The 22,214-nt window shown below is 70.5% G+C and carries 22 protein-coding genes; 16 read left to right on the top strand and 6 right to left on the bottom strand.

The annotated features are described in order from the left end of the window. Positions 1 to 73 precede the first annotated feature (73 nt). The 6 genes from ychF (at position 74) to A4R43_RS23660 (ending at position 4,292) form a co-directional block, all read left to right on the top strand. Positions 74 to 1,156: a redox-regulated ATPase YchF gene (ychF, locus tag A4R43_RS23685; protein ID WP_113694344.1), complete on the top strand. Its 1,083-nt coding sequence runs from the start codon at positions 74 to 76 to the stop codon at positions 1,154 to 1,156. A 71-nt stretch (positions 1,157 to 1,227) separates the two neighbouring features. After that, positions 1,228 to 2,043: a helix-turn-helix domain-containing protein gene (locus tag A4R43_RS23680; protein WP_113694343.1), complete on the top strand. Its 816-nt coding sequence runs from the start codon at positions 1,228 to 1,230 to the stop codon at positions 2,041 to 2,043. Positions 2,044 to 2,123: 80 nt separating this feature from the next. Next, positions 2,124 to 2,741, top strand: a complete 618-nt coding sequence (locus A4R43_RS23675) for a LysE family translocator (RefSeq protein WP_113694342.1) — start codon at positions 2,124 to 2,126, stop codon at positions 2,739 to 2,741. Between the two features lie 60 nt (positions 2,742 to 2,801). Next, positions 2,802 to 3,314 (top strand): hypothetical protein, encoded by a 513-nt coding sequence (locus A4R43_RS23670; protein WP_113694341.1) that lies wholly within the window; start codon positions 2,802 to 2,804, stop codon positions 3,312 to 3,314. Positions 3,315 to 3,388: 74 nt separating this feature from the next. Then, positions 3,389 to 3,979: an ArsR family transcriptional regulator gene (locus A4R43_RS23665; protein WP_113694340.1), complete on the top strand. Its 591-nt coding sequence runs from the start codon at positions 3,389 to 3,391 to the stop codon at positions 3,977 to 3,979. A 4-nt stretch (positions 3,980 to 3,983) separates the two neighbouring features. Continuing rightward, a complete protein-coding gene (locus A4R43_RS23660) occupies positions 3,984 to 4,292 on the top strand; it encodes a hypothetical protein (protein WP_236808213.1) in 309 nt (102 codons plus the stop codon). A 222-nt stretch (positions 4,293 to 4,514) separates the two neighbouring features. Here the strand turns inward: A4R43_RS23660 and A4R43_RS23655 are convergent, their stop codons facing one another. Next, positions 4,515 to 4,820, bottom strand: coding sequence for a 4a-hydroxytetrahydrobiopterin dehydratase (locus A4R43_RS23655; protein WP_113694339.1), 306 nt, complete (start codon positions 4,818 to 4,820; stop codon positions 4,515 to 4,517). 171 nt (positions 4,821 to 4,991) lie between these two features. Between A4R43_RS23655 and A4R43_RS23650 the strand changes: the two genes are divergently transcribed. The 3 genes from A4R43_RS23650 to A4R43_RS23640 are packed head-to-tail and all read left to right on the top strand — an operon-like array spanning position 4,992 to position 8,601. Continuing rightward, positions 4,992 to 6,041, top strand: coding sequence for a thiamine ABC transporter substrate-binding protein (locus A4R43_RS23650; protein WP_113697835.1), 1,050 nt, complete (start codon positions 4,992 to 4,994; stop codon positions 6,039 to 6,041). After that, positions 6,017 to 7,588 carry an ABC transporter permease gene (locus A4R43_RS23645; protein ID WP_113694338.1) on the top strand — a complete coding sequence of 524 codons (1,572 nt, stop codon included), beginning with the start codon at positions 6,017 to 6,019 and terminating at the stop codon, positions 7,586 to 7,588. The genes A4R43_RS23650 and A4R43_RS23645 overlap by 25 nt, the downstream gene beginning before the upstream one ends. After that, positions 7,588 to 8,601 (top strand): ABC transporter ATP-binding protein, encoded by a 1,014-nt coding sequence (locus A4R43_RS23640; RefSeq protein ID WP_113694337.1) that lies wholly within the window; start codon positions 7,588 to 7,590, stop codon positions 8,599 to 8,601. Before A4R43_RS23645 ends, A4R43_RS23640 begins: the two co-directional genes overlap by 1 nt. On the opposite strand, the gene A4R43_RS23635 is transcribed toward A4R43_RS23640, so the two are convergent. Genes A4R43_RS23635 through A4R43_RS23625 form a run of 3 tightly spaced genes read right to left on the bottom strand, consistent with a single transcriptional unit; the run spans position 8,585 to position 11,609 of the window. Further along, a complete protein-coding gene (locus A4R43_RS23635; RefSeq protein WP_113694336.1) occupies positions 8,585 to 9,508 on the bottom strand; it encodes an ABC transporter permease subunit in 924 nt (307 codons plus the stop codon). The genes A4R43_RS23640 and A4R43_RS23635 overlap by 17 nt on opposite strands. Further along, on the bottom strand, positions 9,505 to 10,473 hold the full coding sequence (locus tag A4R43_RS23630; protein WP_418190747.1) for an ABC transporter ATP-binding protein: 969 nt from the start codon (positions 10,471 to 10,473) through the stop codon (positions 9,505 to 9,507). Before A4R43_RS23630 ends, A4R43_RS23635 begins: the two co-directional genes overlap by 4 nt. Positions 10,474 to 10,499: 26 nt before the next feature. Continuing rightward, complete coding sequence (locus A4R43_RS23625) at positions 10,500 to 11,609, bottom strand: LolA family protein (protein ID WP_113694334.1); 1,110 nt, start codon at positions 11,607 to 11,609, stop codon at positions 10,500 to 10,502. Positions 11,610 to 11,765: 156 nt separating this feature from the next. Here A4R43_RS23625 and A4R43_RS23620 point away from each other — a divergent pair, with 156 nt between their 5' ends. From A4R43_RS23620 to A4R43_RS23610, 3 genes are read left to right on the top strand one after another with little or no spacing between them, the layout of a single operon-like run. Next, positions 11,766 to 12,473 (top strand): response regulator transcription factor, encoded by a 708-nt coding sequence (locus A4R43_RS23620; protein ID WP_113694333.1) that lies wholly within the window; start codon positions 11,766 to 11,768, stop codon positions 12,471 to 12,473. Next, a complete protein-coding gene (locus tag A4R43_RS23615) occupies positions 12,470 to 13,807 on the top strand; it encodes a sensor histidine kinase (RefSeq protein WP_113694332.1) in 1,338 nt (445 codons plus the stop codon). Before A4R43_RS23620 ends, A4R43_RS23615 begins: the two co-directional genes overlap by 4 nt. Further along, on the top strand, positions 13,804 to 14,187 hold the full coding sequence (locus A4R43_RS23610) for a (deoxy)nucleoside triphosphate pyrophosphohydrolase (RefSeq protein WP_113694331.1): 384 nt from the start codon (positions 13,804 to 13,806) through the stop codon (positions 14,185 to 14,187). Before A4R43_RS23615 ends, A4R43_RS23610 begins: the two co-directional genes overlap by 4 nt. A gap of 74 nt (positions 14,188 to 14,261) precedes the next feature. Here A4R43_RS23610 and trpS read toward each other — a convergent pair whose 3' ends face one another. Beyond that, positions 14,262 to 15,227: a tryptophan--tRNA ligase gene (gene trpS, locus A4R43_RS23605; RefSeq protein ID WP_113694330.1), complete on the bottom strand. Its 966-nt coding sequence runs from the start codon at positions 15,225 to 15,227 to the stop codon at positions 14,262 to 14,264. A 220-nt stretch (positions 15,228 to 15,447) separates the two neighbouring features. On the opposite strand from trpS, the gene A4R43_RS23600 reads away from it, so the two are divergent. Next, positions 15,448 to 15,747 carry a YciI family protein gene (locus A4R43_RS23600; RefSeq protein WP_113694329.1) on the top strand — a complete coding sequence of 100 codons (300 nt, stop codon included), beginning with the start codon at positions 15,448 to 15,450 and terminating at the stop codon, positions 15,745 to 15,747. 25 nt (positions 15,748 to 15,772) lie between these two features. Here the strand turns inward: A4R43_RS23600 and A4R43_RS43415 are convergent, their stop codons facing one another. Continuing rightward, on the bottom strand, positions 15,773 to 15,922 hold the full coding sequence (locus A4R43_RS43415; RefSeq protein WP_205215070.1) for a hypothetical protein: 150 nt from the start codon (positions 15,920 to 15,922) through the stop codon (positions 15,773 to 15,775). Positions 15,923 to 16,129: 207 nt separating this feature from the next. Here A4R43_RS43415 and typA point away from each other — a divergent pair, with 207 nt between their 5' ends. The 3 genes from typA (at position 16,130) to A4R43_RS23585 (ending at position 21,907) form a co-directional block, all read left to right on the top strand. Next, the gene (typA, locus tag A4R43_RS23595) at positions 16,130 to 18,055 is read left to right on the top strand and encodes a translational GTPase TypA (RefSeq protein WP_418190746.1); all 1,926 of its coding nucleotides are present in this window, start codon (positions 16,130 to 16,132) and stop codon (positions 18,053 to 18,055) included. Between the two features lie 109 nt (positions 18,056 to 18,164). Further along, positions 18,165 to 19,946 (top strand): ABC transporter family substrate-binding protein, encoded by a 1,782-nt coding sequence (locus A4R43_RS23590; RefSeq protein WP_236808211.1) that lies wholly within the window; start codon positions 18,165 to 18,167, stop codon positions 19,944 to 19,946. A gap of 158 nt (positions 19,947 to 20,104) precedes the next feature. After that, positions 20,105 to 21,907: an ABC transporter family substrate-binding protein gene (locus tag A4R43_RS23585; RefSeq protein ID WP_113694327.1), complete on the top strand. Its 1,803-nt coding sequence runs from the start codon at positions 20,105 to 20,107 to the stop codon at positions 21,905 to 21,907. The last annotated feature ends 307 nt before the right edge of the window (positions 21,908 to 22,214 follow it).

Below are 22,214 nucleotides of genomic sequence, written 5' to 3'. Positions count from 1 at the left end.
GTCCCGACTGGCGGAAATCCGACGTCACGTCCGCCGTCCGCCCGTCCGGGGGCGGCACGTAGACTGCCAGCCCGTGAGTCTGACCCTCGGCATCGTCGGCCTGCCCAACGTCGGCAAGTCCACCCTGTTCAACGCGCTGACCCGCAACGACGTGCTCGCCGCGAACTACCCGTTCGCCACCATCGAGCCCAACGTCGGCGTGGTCCCGCTGCCCGACCCGCGGCTGGACAAGCTCGCCGAGGTGTTCGGCTCGGCGAAGACGGTGCCCGCCGTGGTCTCGTTCGTCGACATCGCCGGCATCGTGAAGGGCGCGTCGGAGGGGGCCGGGCTGGGGAACAAGTTCCTGGCCAACATCCGCGAGGCGAACGCGATCTGCCAGGTCATCCGGGTCTTCGACGATCCGGACGTGGTGCACGTGGACGGCAAGATCGACCCGCTGTCCGACATCGAGACGATCAACACCGAGCTGATCCTCGCCGACCTGCAGACGCTGGAGAAGGCGCTGCCGCGGCTGGAGAAGGAAGCGCGGACGAAGAAGGAGAACCGCCCGCAGCTGGAGGCGGCGCAGCAGGCGAAGGACATCCTCGACGCCGGGCGGACGCTGTTCTCGGCTTCGGCGGAGATCGACGGGGCGCTGCTGCGGGAGCTGAGCCTGCTGACGACCAAGCCGTTCCTGTACGTGTTCAACGCCGACGAGGGCGTGCTCACGGATCAGGCGCGGCGGGAGGAGCTGACCAAGCTGGTCGCGCCGGCGGACGCGGTGTTCCTGGACGCCAAGGTCGAGGCGGAGCTGCTGGAGCTGGACGACGAGGAGTCGGTGCGGGAGCTGCTGGAGTCGGTCGGGCAGGAGGAGCCGGGGCTGCACGCACTGGCGCGGGCCGGGTTCCACACGCTGGGGTTGCAGACGTACCTGACCGCGGGGCCGAAGGAGTCGCGGGCGTGGACCGTGCCGAAGGGCGCCACCGCCCCGCAGGCCGCCGGCGTCATCCACACCGACTTCGAACGGGGCTTCATCAAGGCGGAGATCGTGTCGTACGACGACCTGATCGAGGCGGGCTCCATGGCCGCGGCCCGAGCGGCGGGCAAGGTCCGCATGGAAGGCAAGGACTACATCATGGCCGACGGCGACGTGGTCGAGTTCCGCTTCAACGTCTGAGCCGCGGGCTGGGGCTGGGTTCCGCTGCTGCTTGCTCGTGACCAGGCGGCCGTTGCCATAGGATCAGGCCCGTGAGCGCGGCGACCGGGACCGGGGTCCGGTCGCCGGAGTTCTGGCACGATCCGCGTTTCCCGCAGCTCGAATCGAGGCGTTCCTGCAGGCAGAACTCCTGTTATCGGCCGCACACGCATGATCGCTTCGCCGTCGGCCTGATCGACGAGGGGACCAGCGAGTTCGCCGGGCGGTCCGCGTCGCCGGTGCGTCTCGAACCGCGCGACGTCATCCTCATCCCCGCTGGGCACGTCCATTCGTGCAACCCGGTCAGCGGCGACTGGGTGTACCAGATGATGCTCTTCGATCCGGAGTGGCTTCGCGTGCGCGCGTGGGCGCACGACGCGGCGTTCGACGGGGCGATCCAGGTGCATCGCGACTCCGACGCCTACCGCCTCTTCGCCGAGGTGAACGCGGCGTTGTTCGAGGGACCGCGGGATCTCGACGGTCTCGAACGGTCGCTTCGCCGCGCGTTCGCGGGACTCGGAACCGCGAGCGTCCGGCACGAGGACCCGGTCGGAGAATCGGCCCTCGCGGAGACGTTGCGCCCGGTTCTCGACGTGCTCGCGGAGCAGTCCGAGGATCCGCGCCTCGGTGATCTCGCGACGGCCGTCGGCATGAGTCGCTATCAGCTGATCCGCGCCGTCAAGCGCGCCACCGGTCTCACGCCGATCGCCTGGCGCAACAACGCGCGCGTGATGCGGGCGCGGGCGATGCTGCGAGGCGGGGAGCCGATCACCTCCGTCGCGCACGCACTGGGGTTCGCCGATCAGAGCCACTTCCACCGCGTGTTCCGCGCCCACGTGGCGACGACGCCGGGCGCCTACATCCGCTGACGCAATTTCGTTCAAGACGGTGAGCGCGCGGCGACCCCAAGCTGGGGAGCGTCTTTGCCGCTCGTCCGGACGAAAGTTTGATGGAACAGTTTCTCGCCGTCGCCGCCGCCCATTTCCTCGCGCTGCTCATTCCCGGCGTCGACTTCTTCCTGATCGTCCGCACGGCCGCCGCCCACGGGTGGCGCGGCGCAAGCGGCGTCTGCGCGGGCATCGCGTCGGCGAACGGGGCGTTCATCGCGGCCGCGTTCACCGGCCTCACCGTGGTGGGTGACGAGCGGATCATCGCGTGGTTCGAGCTCGCCGGCGGTGCGTTCCTCATCTCGATGGGTATCGCGTTCTGGCGTGCGCGGATCTTGCTCGCTGTCGGCGCGGAAGGTGCCGTGGGGCGCACAGCGTGGGCCAGGAACTTCGGCCTCGGGCTCGCCTCCGGGCTCCTGAACCCGAAGAACCTCCTGTTCTACGTCAGCCTCGCCGCCACGCTGTCGTCGGCGACGACCGGGCAGCTCACGTTGTACGGAGCGTGGATGTTCGCCATCGTGCTGGCGTGGGACCTGTTCGTCGCCGCGGTGATGGGGGCCGAGCGAAGCCGCGCGGTGCTCGCGCGGGCGCTCCCGTGGATCACCAAGGCCGCGGCGATCGTCGTGACGCTGTTCGGAATCGGAGCGGTGCTCTCCGCCGCGAGAACGCTTGTCGGGTGAGGGCGAGGGCGATGCGCCGTTACACTCCGTCAGGGACGGACTGCTGGGGGTGGAATCAGCGTGCCGAAGACCTTGAAGTGGGCCACGACGCTCCTGTCCGTGGTGGCGGTGGCCTGCATCGCGGTGGTGTTGCTCAGCGTCTTCGCCGCGCCAGCCGACCCGGCGGAGATCCAGCTTGAGCGCGACGACGATTCCGGGACGGCGGTGGTCGCCGGGTTGATCACGGCGATCGTGCAGCTGGTGCTCTGCACGCTGGCCCGCGCGGGCCGTGGCTCGGCGCGGGTGCTGCTCACGTTGACGGCCGCGTGCCTCGGGGTGACCTTGCTGCTCGCCGGGGTTTCGGCCCTGGTCGAGTACGCCGACCAGTCGGTCTGGGCCGCGCGCGTCGGCGGCGTGGTGGAGTGGACGGGCGCGGGCATCGCCAGCCTGGTGCTCAGCGGACTGGCCGCGGCCCTCACCGTGGCGGGCCTGGTGCTGCTGTTCCTGCCCGCGACGAACGCCTACTTCGCCGAGGTCCGCCGCCTGCGGCTGGGCCCGCTGCCCGGCGATCCCGGCCCGGCCGGTGAGGCGTAGCCGGTCATCGACGCGTTCGGTTAACGGGCGGCACTGACTGTTACTTTCATTGGACGCAGGATATACTGCGTCCAATGAAAACTTCGCCGAGCTTGCTGCCGCTGCTGCGGTCGCGCATGCAAGGTGAGTTGTTGGCGCTCGTGCTGCTGCATCCGGAACGCGAGTACACCATCACCGAACTCGCCGACGCTTGTGGCGTCACGGCCACCGCCGCGCTGCGCGAGGTGAGAAGGCTTTCCGAGGGCGGCATTCTGGATGAGCGGCGGGTGGGGAGAAGCCGTCTGGTCAAAGCCCGTCGGGATACTCCGCTCTACCAGCCGCTGAGCGACCTCATCGCGGTCACCTTCGGGCCCATGCCGCTACTGGCTGAAGCCCTGTCCGGGCTGGAGGGTGTCCAGGACGCCTACATCTACGGCTCGTGGGCCGCGCGCTACCACGGCGAACCGGGACCGCCGCCTGGTGATGTCGATGTGCTCGTTGTCGGTACGCCGGACCAGGACGCGCTTTTCGACCTGGCTGAGCGCGTCTCACGGCAGCTCGGCCGCGAAGTCAACGTTCATCGGGTCGCTCCCGAAGCCTGGGCCGGCACTACCGCCGATCCGTTCCTCACCAGCGTTCGCGAGCGTCCGCTGCTCCGCTTGGACCTCGAACAGGAGACGCGATGACCCGATGGAACCAGGGGCGCGAGGCGATCGACGCCCTCATCGCACGCACATCGCCTCGGCGCGGCTGCTGATCGACTCGGACCCGGAAGGCGCCTACACGCTGGCGTATGACGGCGCACGCCGTGCACTCGCGGCGGTGCTGCAGAACCAGGGACTGCGTGCGACGAGCCGGGGCGGGCACATCGCTGTCTACGAGGCCGTGCGTGCGCAGCTCGACCCGCCGCTGGGCTCCACCCTGCGCCCCTTCAACCGGATGCGGATTCGCCGGAACGAGGTGGCGGAGAAGGCCATCCCGAACATGCCGCGGTACTGAAGGATCGTCCGCCTGAGGGGGCGGATGATCCTTCAGGCGTCGTCAGCCGGCGAGGCCGAGGCCGATGACGGCGAGCAGGGTGACCGCCGTCGCGAGGACGGTGATCCAGGCCCGCTGGGCGGCGGTGAGGACGGGGGCGGCGTTGTTCATGGGCGAGTCCTAAGCGTCCAGAAAAAACTGCGTGCGGCTTCGCCCGGAACAGCGCCTTGATCAGGCGATTCGTTACGACGGTGTGGCCGAGCTCACGTCCAGCACCTCGTCGATCTGCGCGGCCAGTGCGGTGTCCTTCTCGGTCAAGCCGCCCGCCGAGTGAGTGGAGAGCCGGAAGGTCAGTTTCCGCCACCGGATGTCGATGTCCGGGTGGTGGCCGACGCTCTCCGCGATCTCGGCCACCCGGTTGACCACCGCGATGGCCGCCGGGAAGCTCGGCAGCTCCGCGGTCGCCTCGATGGCCTCCCCGGACCGCTGCCACCGGGGCAGGTGGGACAGTGCTTCGGACAGTTGCTGATCACTCAATAGTTCCGCCATGACCCCATGGTGGTACCCCGGCAGGTACGCTGCACCTTCGCCACGGGAGTCCGGTGCGCCGGGCTGAGAGGCGGGCGCTCGCCCGCGACCGTTCGCACCTGACCCGGATCACGCCGGCGTAGGGAGGTCCGCCCCCGCCTGCCGCCGATGATCCCGAGCAAGGAGGGGTTCATGACACGCACCGTCCGAGCGGTGGCCGCGCTGTGCGCGGCCGGGGTGCTGCTCGCCGGTTGCACGCTGTCCGGATCCGAGGAACCGGCCGACGACGTGACCACCATCAAGCTGGTCACCCACGACTCGTTCGCCGCGCCGCAGGAGATCCTCGACGCCTTCCAGCAGCAGTCCGGCATCCGCATCGAGGTGCTCAAGGAAGGCGACGCCGGCGCGCTGACCAACAAGCTGGTGCTCACCAAGGCCAGCCCGATCGCCGACGTGGCCTTCGGCGTCGACACCACCTTCGCCACCCGCGCGCTCAGCGAGGGCGTCTTCGAGCCGTACACCAGCCCGGAGGCCGACCGCGGCCCGCAGCGCTACGCCATCGACCCCGAGCACCGGCTCTCCGCGGTCGACGTCGGCGACGTGTGCGTCAACATCGACACCGCCTGGTTCGCCGAGAAGGGCCTGCCCGAGCCGGAGACCTTCGACGACCTCGCCGACCCGCGCTACAAGGACCTGCTGGTGGTGGCGAATCCGGCGACCAGCTCGCCCGGCCTGGCCTTCCTGCTCGGCACGGTCGCCAAGTACGGGCCGCAGGGCTGGCAGGAGTACTGGGGCAAGCTGAAGACCAATGGCGTCAAGGCGGTCAGCAGCTGGGAGGTCGCCTACAACCAGGAGTTCTCCGGTTCCGCCGGCAAGGGCCCCCGCCCGGTGGTGGTCTCCTACGCCTCGTCCCCGGCCGCCGAGATCGGCGAGGACGGCAAGCCCCGCACCAAGGCGCTGCTGGACACCTGCTTCCGCCAGGTCGAGTACGCGGGCCTGCTCGCGGGCGGCAAACAGGCCGACAAGGCGGGCCGCGTGGTCGACTTCCTGCTCTCCCAGCAGTTCCAGAGCACGGTCGCGGAGAACATGTACGTCTACCCCTCGCGCGAGGGCGTCGAACTGCCGCCGGCCTGGAAGGAAGCGGCGCCGCAGCCGACGAAGCCCGCTTCGCTGCCAGGTGAGGAGATCCAGGCGAACCGGGAGCAGTGGATCGAGCAGTGGCGCGGACTCATCGAGGGCTAGCGCTTCTCGCCCTCCTGCCCGTCGGGTTCCTGGTCGTCTTCTTCGCGTGGCCGGTGGCCGCGATCGTCGGGCTCGGATTCGGTGACGGTGGCGTGGCCGAGGTCCTGACCAGGGCATCGACCTGGCAGCTCGCCGGGTTCACCGTCGGGCAGGCGGCCGCGTCGACCGTGTTGTCCGTGCTCGCCGGGCTGCCGATCGCCTTTGTGCTGGCCAGGGTGAAGCTGCCGGGCATCGCGCTGGTCCGGACCATCGTGCTGGTGCCGTTCGTGCTGCCCACCGTGGTGGTCGGCCTGGCCTTCCGCGCGTTGTGGCCGGACGGTGGGGTGCTCGCCATTGTGCTGGCCAACGCGTTCTTCAACGTGGCCGTGGTGGCGCGCACGGTCGGCGGGCTCTGGTCCCATTTGGACCGTCGGGCCGAGGAAGCCGCGCGGGCGCTCGGCGCGTCTTCGTGGCAGGCGTTCCGCTCGGTGACGCTGCCGCGGCTGACGCCGGCTGTCTTCTCCGCGTCGGCCGTGGTGTTCCTGTTCTGCTCCACCAGTTTCGGCGTGGTGCTCATTCTCGGCGGTGGCCGGTTCCGCACCCTCGAAACCGAGATCTACCTGCGCACGGTCAACCTGCTCGACCTGTCCGGCGCGGCGGCGCTGTCGCTCGTGCAACTGCTCGCGGTGGTGGCCGCGCTGGTGATCGGCGCGGTCGCGCGCCGTCGCCGCGAGAGTGCGCTGCGCCTGCGTTCGGCCGCGGAGGCGGTGCGCCGGCCTGAAGGTCGTGAGTGGTGGGTGGTGGCCGCCGCGGTGGTGGTGCTGGGGCTGCTGCTCACGCCGATCGTGGCGCTGCTGATGAAGTCCAGCATCGCCGGGTTCGAAGGGCTCGCCACCACCGGAGGCGCGTTGCCGGTGTCCGGTTGGGACGCTGCCCTGCGCTCGCTGCGGACCGCGACCGACGCGACCGTGCTGGCGATGTGCGTCGGTGTGCTGGCTTCCGTGGTGCTCGTGTCGCTGCGGCGCTCGCCCGGCAGGCTGGCCAGGGGAGCGGGCGAGACGATGGACGCCGCGCTCATGCTGCCGCTCGGTGTCTCGGCGGTCACCGTGGGCTTCGGGTACCTGGTCACGCTCGACGACCTGCCGGGCGACCTGCGCACCTCACCGCTGCTGGTGCCGTTCGCGCAGGCGCTGGTGATCATCCCGATGGTCGTGCGCATGATCCTGCCGGTGCTGCGGTCGGTGGACGAGCGGCTGCGCCAGGCCGCCGCCACGCTCGGCGCCGGACCGGCCCGGGTCTGGCGCGAGATCGATTTCCCGTTGGCCGCAAGGTCTTTGGTCGCCGCCGCCGGATTCGGGTACGTGATCGCGCTCGGCGAGTTCGGCGCGACCAGCTTTCTCGCGCGGCCCGGCGAGCCGACGCTGCCGGTGGCGATCGCGGCGCTGATCTCGCGGCCGGGCGAGCTGAACAGCCAGATGGCGTATGCGGCCTGTGTGCTGCTGATGCTGGTCACCGCGGCGGTGGTGACGGTGATCGACCGCCTCAAGCCGTCCACCGGGGAGTTCTGATGCCACTCACCGCCGAGCAACTGACCGTGCGCTACGGCTCGCTGACCGCCGTCGAAGACGCGTCGCTGGAGATCGGTGACGGGGAAGTGCTGGCCCTGCTGGGACCTTCCGGTTCCGGTAAGTCCACTTTGCTCCGTGCGATCACCGGACTGGAACCGCTCACCCAGGGACGGGTGAGCTGGAACGGCACCGATCTCGCGGGCCTGCCGGTGCACCGCCGCGAGTTCGGGCTGGTTTTCCAGGACGGCCAGCTGTTCCCGCATCGGGACGTCGCCGGGAACATCGCGTTCGGCCTGCGCATGCACCGCGTGCCGAAGGACGAGCAGGCCGCGCGGGTGACCGAACTCCTGGAACTGGTGGGGCTCAAGGGATACGAGCGCCGACGGGTGACCGAGCTGTCCGGTGGTGAGGCGCAGCGCGTGGCACTGGCCCGTGCGCTGGCGCCGCGGCCGCGCCTGCTGCTGCTGGACGAACCACTGTCCGGTTTGGACGCTGAACTCCGCGAGCAGCTGGCCATCGACCTCGCCGCGTTGCTCCGCCGTGCCGGGGTCAGCACGCTGCTGGTGACCCACGACCAGGAGGAGGCGTTCACCTTGGCCGACCGGGTCGCCGTGCTGGAAGGCGGCCGGATTCGCCAGGTCGGCCCGGTGCGGGAGGTGTGGCGACGGCCGGTGGACGAGCGGGTGGCGCGCTTCCTCGGGGTGACGCGGTTCGTGGACGCGACCGGGGAGAACGGTGTGCTCCGGTCGCCGCTCGGTGAGGTGGCGGCCGAAGTGGACGGTCCAGTCCTCTTGGGACTGCGGCCGAGTGCGCTCAGGGTCGCGGAAACCGGCGTCCGCGGTGAGGTGGTTTCCCAGGTGTACCGCCGTGACCACGTCCGGCTGAAGGTCCGCGTCGAAGACGGGTCCACAGTGGACGCTGCGGCGCCGGTGCTGGCCGAGCTGGCCGAGGGCGATTCCGTCCGGCTCAGGCTGGACCCGGACGGAATCGCCGTGGTCAGCCGTCCTTGGTGATCATGCGCGCGTACGCCAGCGACAGTCCGATCGCGACGTAGCAACCCGCCCGGAACGCGCCTTCGAGCAGGCCGGACGCGGGCACCGGATCCCGCAGCACGTCGGCCAGCGCCTCCCAGGACGAGTTGAGCAGGAACGGGTGCAGCCACGAGAGCGAGTCGAGCACCTGCAGCACCGAGGAGATGATCACCCCGCCCAGCACCGAAGCCACCACCAGCATCGGGTGCTCGGTGCAGGCCGAGATGGCCAGCGCGACCGCGGCGATCGCCCACACCTGCAACGTCACCCACAGCACCGCGATGGCGATCTTTCCCAGCACCGCACCGAAACCGGGCGTGGTGCCGGACAGCGTGAACACCGCGTCCGTGCCGTTGAGGAGCAGCCCGGTGACCACGCCGACCACCGCCATCGACGTGGTCGCGACCAGCACCACCACCCCGACGCCGAGCGCCTTGACCACGAGCAGCCTGCCCCGGCTCACCGGCGCGAGCAGCCAGCTGCGCAGCGTGCCGTGCGAGGACTCGCCCGCCAGCGCGTCGGCGCTCGACATCGCCGCGGCCAGCGGCAGCAGCAGGCCCAGCCCCATGGTCAGCGCGGCGATCGGCAGCACCAGCGCGTTGCCAGCGGCCGCGATGAGCAGTGAGTCACCGCCGTTGTTGGGCCCATCGCCGGCGCCGCTCGGCGGACCGTCCACAAAGGTCAGCCCGATGCCGATGACCGCGGGCAGCGCGGCCAGCAGGCCGAGCACGGCCAGGGTGCGCGGGCGGCGGAAGATCCAGCGCAGTTCCGCGCGCAGCAGGCGCGGCACGCCGATCGCCGACGCGGGCGTGGTGTGCGGCAAAGCCGCAGCGCCGAATTCAGCCGGGGGGCGACCCCCGGACCCCCGGAAAGACGTTGGGGAGGTCATGCGCGTTCCTCGTGCTCGATCGGGTCGTCCTGCGTCAGCCGGGCGAACAGGTCCTCCAGCCCGGTGCGGGCGCGACGGGCCTCGTACACGCCCACCCCGGCCTTGACCAGGGTTTCCAGCACCTGCGGCGGGGTGGTGGTGCTCAGCTCGACCCGGACCCCCTCCGGGGTGAGCTTGCTCGGCATCCGGTTCTCCCGCAGCACCTCCATCGCCAGCTCGGTGTCCGGTGTGGACACCAGCAGGTTCGGCGACCCGGACTCCAGCAGCTCGGCCAGCTCGCCCTGGGCGACCACGGTGCCCGCGTGCAGCACGGCCACGTGCGTGCAGGTCGCCTCGACCTCGGCGAGCAGGTGCGAGGAGACCACCACGGTGGTGCCCGCGGCGTGCAGCTCGGCGATGATCTTGCGGATGTCACGGGTACCGGCCGGGTCCAGGCCGTTCGTCGGCTCGTCCAGCACCACCATGCGCCGCGGCACCAGCAGCGCCGCGGCCAGGCCGAGCCGCTGCTTCATGCCCAGCGAGTACCCCCGGTACCGCCGGTGCGCGGCGCCGGTCAGGTCGACCCGCTCCAGCGCCGCGGCCACCGCCCCCGGAATGTCCGCAGTGGACAGTCGAGGCTCGGCGGCGGCCATCCGGAACAGGTTCTCCCGCCCGGACAGGAACGGGTGGAAGCCCGGCCCCTCGACCAGCGCGCCGACGTCCGGCAGCGCCCGGCCCGCGCCGTCGGGCATGCGCTCGCCGAGCAGCTCCACCTCACCCTCGGTCGGCCGGACCAGGCCGAGCAGCATCCGGATGGTGGTGGTCTTGCCGGAGCCGTTCGGGCCGAGCATGCCGAGCACGGCACCGGCGGGCACGTCGAGATCGACCTGGTCCACCGCGACCGTGCCGCGGTAGAGCTTGCGCAGGCCCCGGGTCTTCGCGGCCAGCGGGACGGCCGCAGTGGCCGCTCCTTCCGGAACGGCCACTGCGGTCTCCCCCTGGTAGGTGGTTGTCACTTGGTGCCCAGTGCTTCGATCAGCACCTGCTCGGGCACGGCGCCGGCGGCGAACCGGCCGTCGTCGGTCAGCAGCGCGGTGCCCACCTTGGTGGTGATCACGTGGCCGGTGCCGAACGGGCCGCTGACCGGCTTGGCGACCTGCCCGAGCAGCGCCTGCACGTTCAGGCCCTCCTGGCCTTCCTCGCCCTCCAGCTCGCTGGGCAGCTGGCCGCCCGCGAGCAGGTCGGCAGGCACGCGCCCGGTGATCACCGAGTCCCAGCCGGTGCCGACGACCTGCGGGTCCACCGCGTCCTTGACCTTGCCTGCCTCGGCGTCGTCGTGCTTGGCCTCCGGGGTGACCTCCTCGACCTTGGCCCCGGCGGGCGGGGTGAAGGTGAACAGGTCGGCGGGCTGCTGCTCGACGGCGAACTCGCTGAAGCCGATCTCCAGCGCCGGCTCGGTGGTGCCGTTGGTCAGCACCTCCAGCCGCAGCGGCATCCGGGTCTCCGAGTCGACCGCCACGCGGATCTCGCGCAGCAGCGTCCGCTCGTCCGGCTTCGGCGTGAGCACCAGCTCGTAGGCCGGGCGGTCGGCGACCCTGGCGGTGCCGTCCACGGTGACCGTGCTGAACTCGCGCACCGCCTGGAGCAGCTGCCCGGCGGCCGCGGTCGGGTCGGTGAGCTGCCCGTCCTCGGTGACGCCCTCGTGCTTCGCCGCGCCTTCGGTGCCCTGGGGCAAGGTCACCTTGGTGGCGGTGTTGTCCGCCGAGTTGTAGGACCAGACGGTGGCGCCGTCGTGCACCACGGTGTTCTCGGTGCCGCCCTGCTTGATCGCCAGCCTGGTCTTGCCGTTGCCGTCGTTGAACACCCGCGCCTCGTCGAGGTCGAGCGAGCCGACACCGGGCAGACCGGCGGGCAGGCCGAGCTGCTCGGAGACGGTCACCGTGCCGCGCAGCGCCGGCGCGTCCGCGGTGAGCACGGACTGGACCAGGTCCTCGGCGCTGACCGCGGGCAGCTCGGGCGGGGCCTCACCGGCGCCGGCCGGCATGGCGATGAAGGCCAGCCCGGCCAGGCCGATCGCGGTTCCCGAGGCCGCGGCGACGAGTGCTTTCTTCCTGGGTTGCATCGCGTGAACTCCCTGTGGTCTCTACTGCCAGTGTGGAGGATTCCCGCCACCGAGGCTTCCCTCCCGAGGCTGAGATGGGGCTGAGATGCGCCGCGTAGCTGAGAGTTGACTGAGAGGTTCGCCGCGCAAGCCGGCGATCAGGGCATTCTGAGAATCGTGAAACCACGGGTACTGGTTGTCGACGACGAGCCGGGTGTGCGGAAGGCGCTGCAGCGCGGGCTGCGGGCCGAGGGCATGGAAGTGATCGCCGCCGCCGACGGCCCGAGCGCGCTCAAGCTCGCCGAGACCGGTGCCTTCGACGTGGTGCTGCTCGACATCATGCTGCCCGGATTGTCCGGTTACCGCGTGTTGCAGGCGCTGCGGGCGCAGGGCGTGCAGACGCCGGTGCTGCTGGTTTCGGCGAAGGACGGCGAGGTGGACCAGGCGGACGGGCTCGATCTGGGCGCCGACGGCTACCTGGTGAAGCCGTTCTCGTTCGTGGTGCTGGTGGCGCAGGTGCGCGCGGTGCTGCGGCGGTCCGCTCCGGACGGCTCGCGCGGACCGCTGCGCATCGGTTCGCTGCAGGTGGACCGCGCCGCGCGCGAGGTCAAATGGGGCGAGGAGCCGGTGGCGCTCAGCCCGCGTGAGTTCGCGCTGCTGGAGGTGCTGGTCGGCCGGGCGGGCACGGTGGTGACCAAGGACGAGCTGCTGCGCGCGGTGTGGGGTGACGAGCAGGCGGCGACCCGTAATGTCGTCGAGGTGTACGTCGGATACGTGCGGCGGAAGCTGGACGCGGTCGGGGCCGGCGCGGTGGTGCGCACCGTGCGCGGGCACGGCTACCTGGCTTCGGACCCGCAGCTGGATGAAGTACTGACCCCGGGGTGAACTGGTGGAGTCGCCGCGGCCTGCGGTTCCGGATCACGCTCGTCTCGGCCGCGGTCACCTTCGCCTGCCTGGCCGGGCTGGCGCTGATCGCCGGTCGTGGACTGGGCCCGCTGCTCACCCGATCGGTGGATTTCGAGCTGAACCAGGCGCTGGCCCCGGCCACCGCCGAGGTCGCCGCCGGGCGCCCGGCCACGCCGTTGTCCGGGGTGACCGTGCGCGTGCTCGACATCGCGGGCGCGCCGCGTGACGGCCTGCCGCCCGCGCCGGGACTGGGGCCCAAGGAGATCCGCGACCTGAAGTCCGGCCTGCCCGTGCGCACCGACGACGGCGGGGGCGGGCCGCGCTGGCGGTGGCTGGGGTCGGTGGTGACCGCGCCGGACGGTTCGCAGCGGCTGGTGGTGGTCGGCGCCGGGCTCGTCGGCTTCCACGAGGCGGTGTCCGACGGCGCGTTCTGGCTGGTCTGGGTGGCGCTGCTGAGCGCGCTGGTGGCGGCGATGGCGACCTGGCTCGGGGTGCGGTCCGCGCTCGGGCCGGTGAGCCGGATGCGCCGGTCGGTGCGGGCGCTGCCGGCCGGGGCGCGGCTGCCGCTGCCCGCCGCGCACGACGATCTGCGTGCCCTCGCCGCCGACTTCAACGAACTGCTCGCGCGGCAGGAGGAGGCGGCGCAGCGGCTGCGGCGGTTCACCGGGGACGCCGCGCACGAGCTGCGTTCGCCGGTGGCCTCGATCCGGGTGCAGGCCGAGGTGGCGGTCGCCAATCCGGACCCCGAACTCGCGCAGGAAACGCTGGCCGACGTGCTCGCCGAGGCCGAACGGCTGTCGTCGCTGCTGGACGGGTTGCTGGCGCTGGCGCGGTCGGACGCGGGGGAGTTGCCGCCCGCGGAACCCGTCGAACTGGTCACCGAGGCGCGGGCCGCGGTCGCGCGCATGCCCGCCGACGCACCCGAGACCCGGATCACCGGCGCGGTCGGCGAAGCGTGGGCGCACGCTTCGCACGCCGAGGTCGAACTGGTGCTGAACAACCTGCTGCGCAACGCCGCCCGGTACGCGCGCGGGCAGATCGTGGTGTCGGTGCTGGCGGCGCGGTCGACGGTGCGGGTGGTGGTCGACGACGACGGGCCGGGCATCGCGCCCGAGCACCGGGACCGGGTGTTCGACCGGTTCTACCGGGTGTCGGACGACCGGGCGCGCTCGTCCGGCGGCACCGGGCTCGGGCTGGCGATGGTCGCCGAAGCGGTGCGGCGCCGGGGTGGCGCGGTGCAGGTCGGGGAGTCGCCGGAGGGCGGGGCGCGGTTCGAAGTGCGGTGGCGGTCGGCTAGCGTGCCGCGGTTGTGACGACCGTTGTGGGTGCCGCCATCGTGCGGGACGGGAAGCTGCTCGCGCAGCAGCGGGCCTGGCCGTCGGACGCGGCGGGGAAGTGGGAACTGCCCGGCGGGCGGGTCGAGCCGGACGAGTCCGAAGTGGACGCTCTGCGGCGGGAGTGCGCCGAGGAACTGGACGCGGCGATCAGCGTGGGGGAGCGGGTCGGCCCGGACGTGCCGTTGCCGGGCGGGAAGGTGCTGCGGATCTACGCGGCCGTGCTGGACGCGGCGGCGGAGCCGCGGGCGGTGGAACACCGGGACCTGCGCTGGCTGGGACCGGCGGACCTGGAACCACTGGACTGGCTACCGGCGGACCGGGTGCTCATCCCGGACCTGGCCGCGCTGCTGCAGTAGAGCTGCCGCGCCGATGTCACGAATGTGGCTTTCGAGACGTTTGGCGTCCCGAAAGCCACATTCGTGACATCCCTTCAACCGGCGCCGATGAGGCGGAGTGCCGACTGCAGCCGGTGCTCACCCCGTTCCGCGGCGCGCGTGGCTCCCGCCTTCCGGATGCGGTCCAGCTCGGCCGGGTCGTCGAGCAGCGCGGTCGCCGCGGTCCGGATGGGGGCGAGCGTCTCCACCACCGCCTCGGTGACCGCCGCCTTCAGCGCCCCGTACGAGGTGTACTCGGCGGCCAGCTCGACCGGGTCGCCGTCCACGCAGCCCGCCAGGATGTCCAGCAGGTTCGCCAGGCCGGGCCGCCCCTCCGGGTCGTAGGCGACGGTGCTGCCGCCGTCGGTCACCGCGCGCTTGATCTTGCGCCGCAGCGCGTCCGGCTCGTCGAGCACGAAGAGCACCCCGGCGGCGTCCCGCGTGGACTTCGACATCTTCCTGGCCGGCTCGCTCAGGTCCCGCACCCGCGCGGCGGCGGGCGGCAGCACCGCCTCCGGCACGGTGAACACCTCGCCGTAGGTCGCGTTGAACCGCCGCGCCAGCACCCGCGCCAGCTCCACGTGCTGCCGCTGGTCCTCGCCGACCGGCACCTGCGCGGCGCCCTGCAGCAGGATGTCCGCGGCCATCAGCACCGGATAGGTGAGCAGGCTCAACCGCACCCCGGCCTGGCCCTTGCTCTTCTCCTTGAACTGGATCATCCGCGCGGCCTCGCCGTAGCTGCAGGTGCACTCCAGCACCCAGGTCAGCGCGCCCAGCTCGCGAGCGAGGTCGGACTGCACGAACACGGTCCGCTCCCCGACCCCGGCCGCGATCAGCACGGCGAGCTGCTCTCTGGCCAGCGCACGCAGCACGGCCGGATTGTGCGAGCTGGTCATGCCGTGCAGGTCGGAGATGAAGTACAGGTCGTCCGGCTTGCCCTCGGCCGCCCACCGGCGGATGGCGCCGAGGTGGTTGCCGAGATGGACGTGGCCGGACGGGGTGATGGCGGACAGCCGGATCACGGAGGTGGTCCCTTCGGTCAGGGGCCACCCGACCGGTCACCGACAGCACAGCGGCCACCCGATCGGGCGGCCGGTTTTGTCACGCGCAGGTCTCAGGCCGCCGTCGGCGGCCACCACAGCTGAGACGAAATGCGCATAGCGGCCATCCTAAGGGATCAGACCGGCATCGACCAGGTGGTGAACCTGGTTCACCGCGCCGGAGCGGAGTTACCTTGAACGGATGTATGTCGTACTGGTGAACTACACGGCACCGCTGGAAGAAATCGACTACGCGCTGGCCGACCACGCCGAATGGCTGACGCGGCAGTACGAACAACACCATTTCCTCGCCTCGGGCAGGCGGAACCCGCGCGTGGGCGGCGTGATCATCGCGCGCCCGATGCCACGCGGGAAGCTCGACGCCATCCTGGCCACCGATCCCTTCGCGCTGCGGCACCTGGCGACCTACGAAGTGATCGAGTTCTCCGCCACCAGGACCGCGCCCGAAGTGCACCGGGTGAACGAGGCACTCACGCACTGACGCGCACTGAGCGCACGCGGCGGAATCAGGCGGCGGCTTTTGCCTTCGCCTTCTTCAACGCGAGCACCGGGCATTTCTTGCACCGGGATTTCGAGCGGCAGCACTTCTTCTTGACCTTGCCCGCCTTCATCCACTTGCGCACCAGCGCTCGCGGATCGTCGTGCTTCTTGCCCACTGCACACTCTCCCGCCGCGCCGGTTTCCGGCTCCCCAGGTTAGGTGAGGCTAACCGATCTTGGGGCGTGGCCCTGGTCACAGGCGCCTGCCAGGTACCCTGTACGTGATCGCGCATGACCAGCGCCGCTCTCGCGTGCCTTGGATTCGATTCCAACACGGGTATCCGCGGTCGGCCACCCCAAATCCGAAGTATCAGGAGCTCGAGCGTGCCCGCAGCCAGTGCCATCGCCGCCGGAGCCGACCGCGAGACGTCCGGCCGCACGCGGCCCGACCTGCGCAACGTCGCCATCGTCGCACACGTGGACCACGGCAAGACCACCCTGGTCGACGCCATGCTCCGCCAGTCCGGCGCGTTCGCCGAACGCGCCGAGATGGTCGACCGCGTGATGGACTCCGGCGAGCTGGAACGCGAGAAGGGCATCACCATTCTCGCCAAGAACACCTCGATCCGGCGCCAGACCGCCGACGGGCCGGTGACCATCAACGTCATCGACACCCCCGGCCACGCCGACTTCGGCGGTGAGGTCGAACGCGGCCTGGCCATGGTGGACGGCGTGGTGCTGCTGGTCGACGCCAGCGAGGGCCCGCTGCCGCAGACGCGGTTCGTGCTGCGCAAGACGCTCGAAGCCGGGCTGCCGGTGATCCTGGTGGTCAACAAGGTGGACCGGCCGGACGCGCGCATCGCCGAGGTGGTCGAGGAGACCCACGACCTGCTGCTCGACCTGGCCGGGGACATCGAGGACGCCGATCTCGACGCGGTGCTCGACCTGCCGGTCGTCTACGCCTCGGCCCGCGCCGGCAAGGCCAGCCTGGAGCAGCCCGCCGACGGCGGCCTGCCCGAAAGCGACAACCTCGACCCGCTGTTCGAGACCCTGCTGCGGCACGTGCCCGCGCCGGTCGCCGACCCGGACGGCCCGCTGCGCGCACTGGTCACCAACCTCGACGCGTCGAACTTCCTCGGCCGCATCGCGCTGATCCGCATCCACGCGGGCAAGCTGCGCAAGGGCCAGACCGTGGCGTGGCTGCGCGAGGACGGCTCGGTGCAGTCCGTGCGCATCTCCGAGCTGCTGGTCACCGAGGCCCTCACCCGCGTCCCGGCCACCGAGGCCAGCGCCGGTGAGCTGGTCGCGATCGCGGGCATCCCGGACATCACCATCGGCGACACGCTCGCCGACGTGGAGAACCCCGAGGCGCTGCCCCGGATCACCGTGGACGAGCCGGCCATCTCGATGACCATCGGCGTGAACACCTCGCCGCTGGCCGGGCGCAACGGCGGCGACAAGGTCACCGCGCGGCTGGTCAAGGCCCGCCTCGACCAGGAGCTGATCGGTAACGTCAGCATCCGCGTGCTGCCCACCGAGCGCCCCGACACCTGGGAGGTGCAGGGCCGCGGTGAGCTGGCGCTGGCCATCCTGGTCGAGCAGATGCGCCGCGAGGGCTTCGAGCTGACCGTCGGCAAGCCGCAGGTGGTCACCCGCACCATCGACGGCAAGCTGCACGAGCCGTTCGAGCGGCTGTCGATCGACGCGCCGGAGGAGCACCTCGGCTCGATCACCCAGCTGCTGGCCGCGCGCAAGGGCAAGATGGAGCACATGGGCGGGCACGGCACCGGCCGGATCAAGCTCGAGTACGTGCTGCCCGCGCGTGGCCTGATCGGCTTCCGCACCGACTTCCTCACCGAGACCCGCGGCACCGGCATCGCGAACCACGTGTTCGAGGGCTACCAGCCGTGGGCGGGCGAGATCCGCACCCGGCACAGCGGCTCGCTGGTCGCCGACCGGTCCGGCCCGATCACCGCGTACGCGATGATCCAGCTGGCCGACCGCGGCACCTTCTTCGTGGAGCCGGGTGCCGAGGTCTACGAGGGCATGGTGGTCGGGGAGAACCCGCGTGCCGAGGACCTCGACATCAACATCACCAAGGAGAAGAAGCTGACCAACATGCGCTCCTCCACCGGTGACGAGCTGGAGCGCCTCGCCCGCCCGCGCAAGCTGGGCCTGGAGGAGGCGCTGGAGTTCTGCGCCGCGGACGAGTGCGTGGAGGTCGCGCCCGAGGTGGTCCGGATCCGCAAGGTCATCCTGGACGTAAACACCAGGGCCAAGGAGCGCAACCGGGTCAAGAACCGCGGCTGAGGAACCGGCACGCATGGTGGAGCGTCCCCTAACTGGGGGACAGAAACCCGGTGTCGGGTGGATCGCTCCCCATGGCAGCATGGCGGTCCGGCTAGCGGGAGGCGAGCAGGTGCGGTTGAGGGGTGTGACCAGCGGGCGGCGACCGAGGCTGGGCGCCGTCGGGCTGCTCGCCGCGGCGTTGCTCGCCGGGTGCACCAACACCCCGCCACCGCCGGTGGTGAGCACGCCGGTGGCCCAGGAGTCCACCCCGGCGGGGAAAGCGCCGTCGCAGATCGTCATCGGCGTGGACGACGTGGTGGGCGGGTACAACCCGCACAACCTGGCCGACTCGTCGACGGTCACCGACGCGCTGTCCGCGCTGCTGCTGCCGTCGGTGTTCCGGCCCGACGAGAACGGCACCCCGGAGCTGGACGAGAACCTGATGGAGTCGGCGGAGGTCATCTCCGGCTCGGCGCAGGTCAGCTCGGACATGCCGTTCGTGGTCGCCTACGACATCCGCCCGGACGCGTCCTGGTCGGACGGTGCGCCGATCGCCGCCGAAGACTTCGCGTACCTGGCCAACGCGATGAAGGAAGAGCCGGGCGTGGTGGACCCGGCTGGCTACCGGCTGATCTCCGACATCCAGTCCCGCGAAGGCGGCAAGCGCGTCGAGGTCACCTTCGCCAAGCCGTACCCTGGCTGGAAGAGCTTGTTCAGCGGACTGCTGCCGCAGCACCTGTTCAAGGACGCCCCCGGCGGCTGGCGCGGGGCGCTCGACGGCGGTTTCCCCGCGTACGGCGGGCCGTTCTCCATCAAGACGCTCGACCGCGATCGCGGCGAGATCATCCTGGAGCGCAACGAACGCTGGTGGGAGAAGCCCGCCGCGGTCGACCGGCTGGTGCTGCGCCGCGCCGACCAGGCGGGCGCGGCCGCCGCGCTGCGCAGCGGCACCGTGCAGTTCTCCTTGTCCCGCACCGATTCCACCGGGCTCAAGCTGCTCGGTGAACTCGGTGAATCCGTGCAGTTGCACACCGTGGCCAAGCCGAGGCTGGCCAGCGTGCTGCTGCGGCCGAGCGGACCCGAGCTCAAGGACGACCGGGTGCGCGCGGCGATCGCCGCGCTGCTCGACCGGAACAAGCTGATCGACGAGGGCACCAAGGGCGGTCCGTCCGCGCAACTGCGCGCCGATTCACTGCTGAAACCGCCGTCGACGGCCGGCTACCGGCCCACCATTCCGGCGGGTGGCCCACCGGCCACACCGGACCCCGCGGAGGCCGGTGAACTGCTCGCCAACGCCGGCTACACCCGGGATTCGGGGATCTGGCGGGATTCCAGCGGTCGCCAACTGTCCCTTGTGGTCGCTTCGCCGGGCCTGCGGGAGCCGTACGCCACGATCGCCAAGGAGCTGACCGCGCAGCTCGTCGCGGCCGGAGTGGACGTGCGCACGGTCAGCCCGCAGCCACGTGAGCTGTTCTCGAACCTGCTCGCGCAACCGGCCGCCGACGGTGACGGCACGCCGATCCCGCCCGCCGACGGCGCGGTCGGCGTGGACATCGCCGTGGTGCCGCAGGCGGTGAGCACCGATCCCGTGCGCACGCTGGCTTCTGAGTTCGGCTGCGCGCCCACCGAGCCCGGCACCACCACGACCGTGCCCGCCGTGCCGTCGAATCCGGCGGCCTTCTGCGACGAATCCCTGCGGAGCGAAATCGAGTCGGCACTCACCGGAATCGGCGACCAGAGCGCGGTGGTCGAGACCATTGAGCCCCAGCTGTGGCAGCGGAACGTGGTGATCCCGCTGTTCCAGCTGGCCGACACGCTCGCGGTGAGCAAGGGCGTTTCCGGGGTCACCCCGGGGCCACCGCTGACCGGGCCGTTCGGCAACGCGGTGAACTGGACGCGCGGTACCAGCTGAAGGCGCGCGTGTTGCGCGTGAATTGCGAGGTTGTTCCGCTCGTCACCCTTTGGTCACGATCGCCTGCCAACTGATGACCAGGGGGACGGAGCCTTTCTAGCGTGCACCAACGGCCGGCGGTCACAGCCACGGCCAGGTGCTAGGAGGGCACAACCGACATGAGGAGAACCAGAGCGGTCCAGGTGGTCTCGTTGTTCGCCGGCACGGCGCTGTTGCTGAGCGCGTGCGGGGGAGGCGGCGACGAGGGCGGTGACCCGAACACCGGCGCGGCCGAGGACATCAAGGGCATGGCCGTCGGCAAGGCGCAGACCGGCGACAACTTCAAGCTGGGGGACGCGCCGGCCAGCGACACCGTCACCGTCGCCATCGACCAGGGGTATTCGGCGTACAACAACGACACCCCGGACGCCAACAGCTCGTACAACACCTTCGTGCTCACTTCGGTGCTGGCCGGGGCGAACGTGCTGGACGGCAACAACAAGGTGCTGCTCAACAACGACGTGCTGGAGTCGTGGACGGTCAAGTCCAAGGACCCGCAGATCGTCGAGTGGAAGATCAAGCCGGGGGTGAAGTGGTCCGACGGCGAGGCGTGGGACTGCGACGACTTCTGGCTGGCGTGGCTCTCGCACAGCAACCAGATCAAGGACGGTGACGCGCCGGTCTTCCAGTCGGCGTCGATCGCCGGTTACGACAAGGTCAGCGCCCCGGTCTGCAAGGACGACCTGACCTTCGAAGCCCAGTTCTCCAGCCCGTACCTGGACTACAAGGGCATGTTCAACTCCACTGCGGTGCTGCCGGCGCACGTGGTCGAGAAGGGCACCGGCATCGCCGACATCAAGACGCTCAACCTGCAGAGCAACCTCGAGGACCTGAAGCGGGTCGCCGAGTTCTGGAACACCAAGTTCAAGAACTTCGACAAGGCGCTGATGCCGGGCTCCGGGCCGTACATGATCACCGCCTTCGACCAGAACGGCCAGTCGGTCACGCTGGAGAAGAACCCGCACTGGATCGGCGCCAAGGGCGGTCCGGCGAAGGTGGTCGTCCGCGGCATCCCGGACACCAAGGCGATGGCCACCGCGCTGCAGAACGGCGAGATCGACGTCGCGTCCTCGGTGCAGCCGGACGTCACCGCGGCCAACACGCTGAAGAGCCTGGCCGCGCAGGGCGTCAAGTACGGTTCGGCGCCGCGCCTGTCGTTCGAGCACCTCGACCTGAACTTCGCCAAGCCGATCTTCCAGGAGGAGGCCACGCGCAAGGCGTTCTTCGAGGTGGTCAACCGCCAGGAGATCGTGGACAAGCTGCTCAAGGAGGTCCAGGCGGACATCCAGCCGCTGAACAGCCTGGTCTTCTACCCCGGCGAGCAGGGCTACACCGACGTCTACAGCGACAAGGCGGGCAAGGGTGCCGAAGCCGCCGCCAAGACGCTGACCGACGCGGGCTGGGTCAAGGGTGCCGACGGCATCTTCGCGAAGAACGGCCAGCGGTTCTCGGTGACGATCACCCACAACACCAACGACCGCCGCAAGCAGACGGTCGAGATCATCATCGCCCAGGCCAAGGCCGCCGGTATCGAGATCACCGACCAGACCGACCCGAACTTCCTCAAGGGGAACCTGGACAAGGGCGAGTACGACATCGCCCTGTTCGGCTGGTCGGCGGCCCCGTTCAAGGCCGAGCAGCCGCCCATCTACGTGCCCAAGGACCAGGGCGGCAGCCAGAACTACCAGAGCCTGAACGACCCGCGGATCAAGACCGCGTACGACAAGGCGGTCGCGGCCACCGACGAGAACGTCGCGCGGGAGGGCTTCGCCGAGGCAGACCGGTACATCGCGGAAAACTATGCGTCGCTGCCGCTGTTCCAGACCCCGTCGATGTGGGGCTTCCGCGGTATCGACAGGGTGTTCAACCAGTCCTACAACGGCGCTCTGTGGAACGTCGGGGAGTGGGCCGTCACCAAGTAGGTATACGCACGACTGAGTGATCATTGATCACAGCGCGGGGCCGGGCGAACACCCGGCCCCGCGTGGTATCCGGGTGAAGTCCGTTGCGCGGTCGGTACCGGGCGGTAACCAAGATATTTCCGGACGTTGGTGGGAAGTCACCCTTTGGTCACGATCGCGCGGTAACTGATGACCGCGTGTGCCCGCGCTTTCTAGCGTGCACCCGCAGTGCGCCAATTGAGGGTTGCTTGGCGTGTCATAAGCTCCGGCTCAACTATCCGGGGCGGGTGGGTCCCCAGGTCCGATGCCCCGGGATCCAGTGCTAGGA

The organism is Amycolatopsis albispora, from assembly GCF_003312875.1.
Taxonomy (GTDB): Bacteria; Actinomycetota; Actinomycetes; order Mycobacteriales; family Pseudonocardiaceae; genus Amycolatopsis; species Amycolatopsis albispora.
This window is presented reverse-complemented; position numbering and strand designations above follow the sequence as displayed.

Bases quoted from the DNA above. Each gene is read 5' to 3' on its own strand.
- A4R43_RS23675 (WP_113694342.1), top strand. From the start codon at position 2,124: ATGGAACAGTTTCTCGCCGTCGCCGCCGCCCATTTCCTCGCGCTGCTC.
- A4R43_RS23585 (WP_113694327.1), top strand. From the start codon at position 20,105: ATGAGGAGAACCAGAGCGGTCCAGGTGGTCTCGTTGTTCGCCGGCACG.
- A4R43_RS23665 (WP_113694340.1), top strand. From the start codon at position 3,389: ATGAAAACTTCGCCGAGCTTGCTGCCGCTGCTGCGGTCGCGCATGCAA.
- A4R43_RS23640 (WP_113694337.1), top strand. From the start codon at position 7,588: ATGCCACTCACCGCCGAGCAACTGACCGTGCGCTACGGCTCGCTGACC.
- A4R43_RS23650 (WP_113697835.1), top strand. From the start codon at position 4,992: ATGACACGCACCGTCCGAGCGGTGGCCGCGCTGTGCGCGGCCGGGGTG.
- A4R43_RS23600 (WP_113694329.1), top strand. From the start codon at position 15,448: ATGTATGTCGTACTGGTGAACTACACGGCACCGCTGGAAGAAATCGAC.
- A4R43_RS23660 (WP_236808213.1), top strand. From the start codon at position 3,984: ATGGAACCAGGGGCGCGAGGCGATCGACGCCCTCATCGCACGCACATC.
- A4R43_RS23655 (WP_113694339.1), bottom strand. From the start codon at position 4,820: ATGGCGGAACTATTGAGTGATCAGCAACTGTCCGAAGCACTGTCCCAC.
- A4R43_RS23635 (WP_113694336.1), bottom strand. From the start codon at position 9,508: ATGACCTCCCCAACGTCTTTCCGGGGGTCCGGGGGTCGCCCCCCGGCT.
- A4R43_RS23625 (WP_113694334.1), bottom strand. From the start codon at position 11,609: ATGCAACCCAGGAAGAAAGCACTCGTCGCCGCGGCCTCGGGAACCGCG.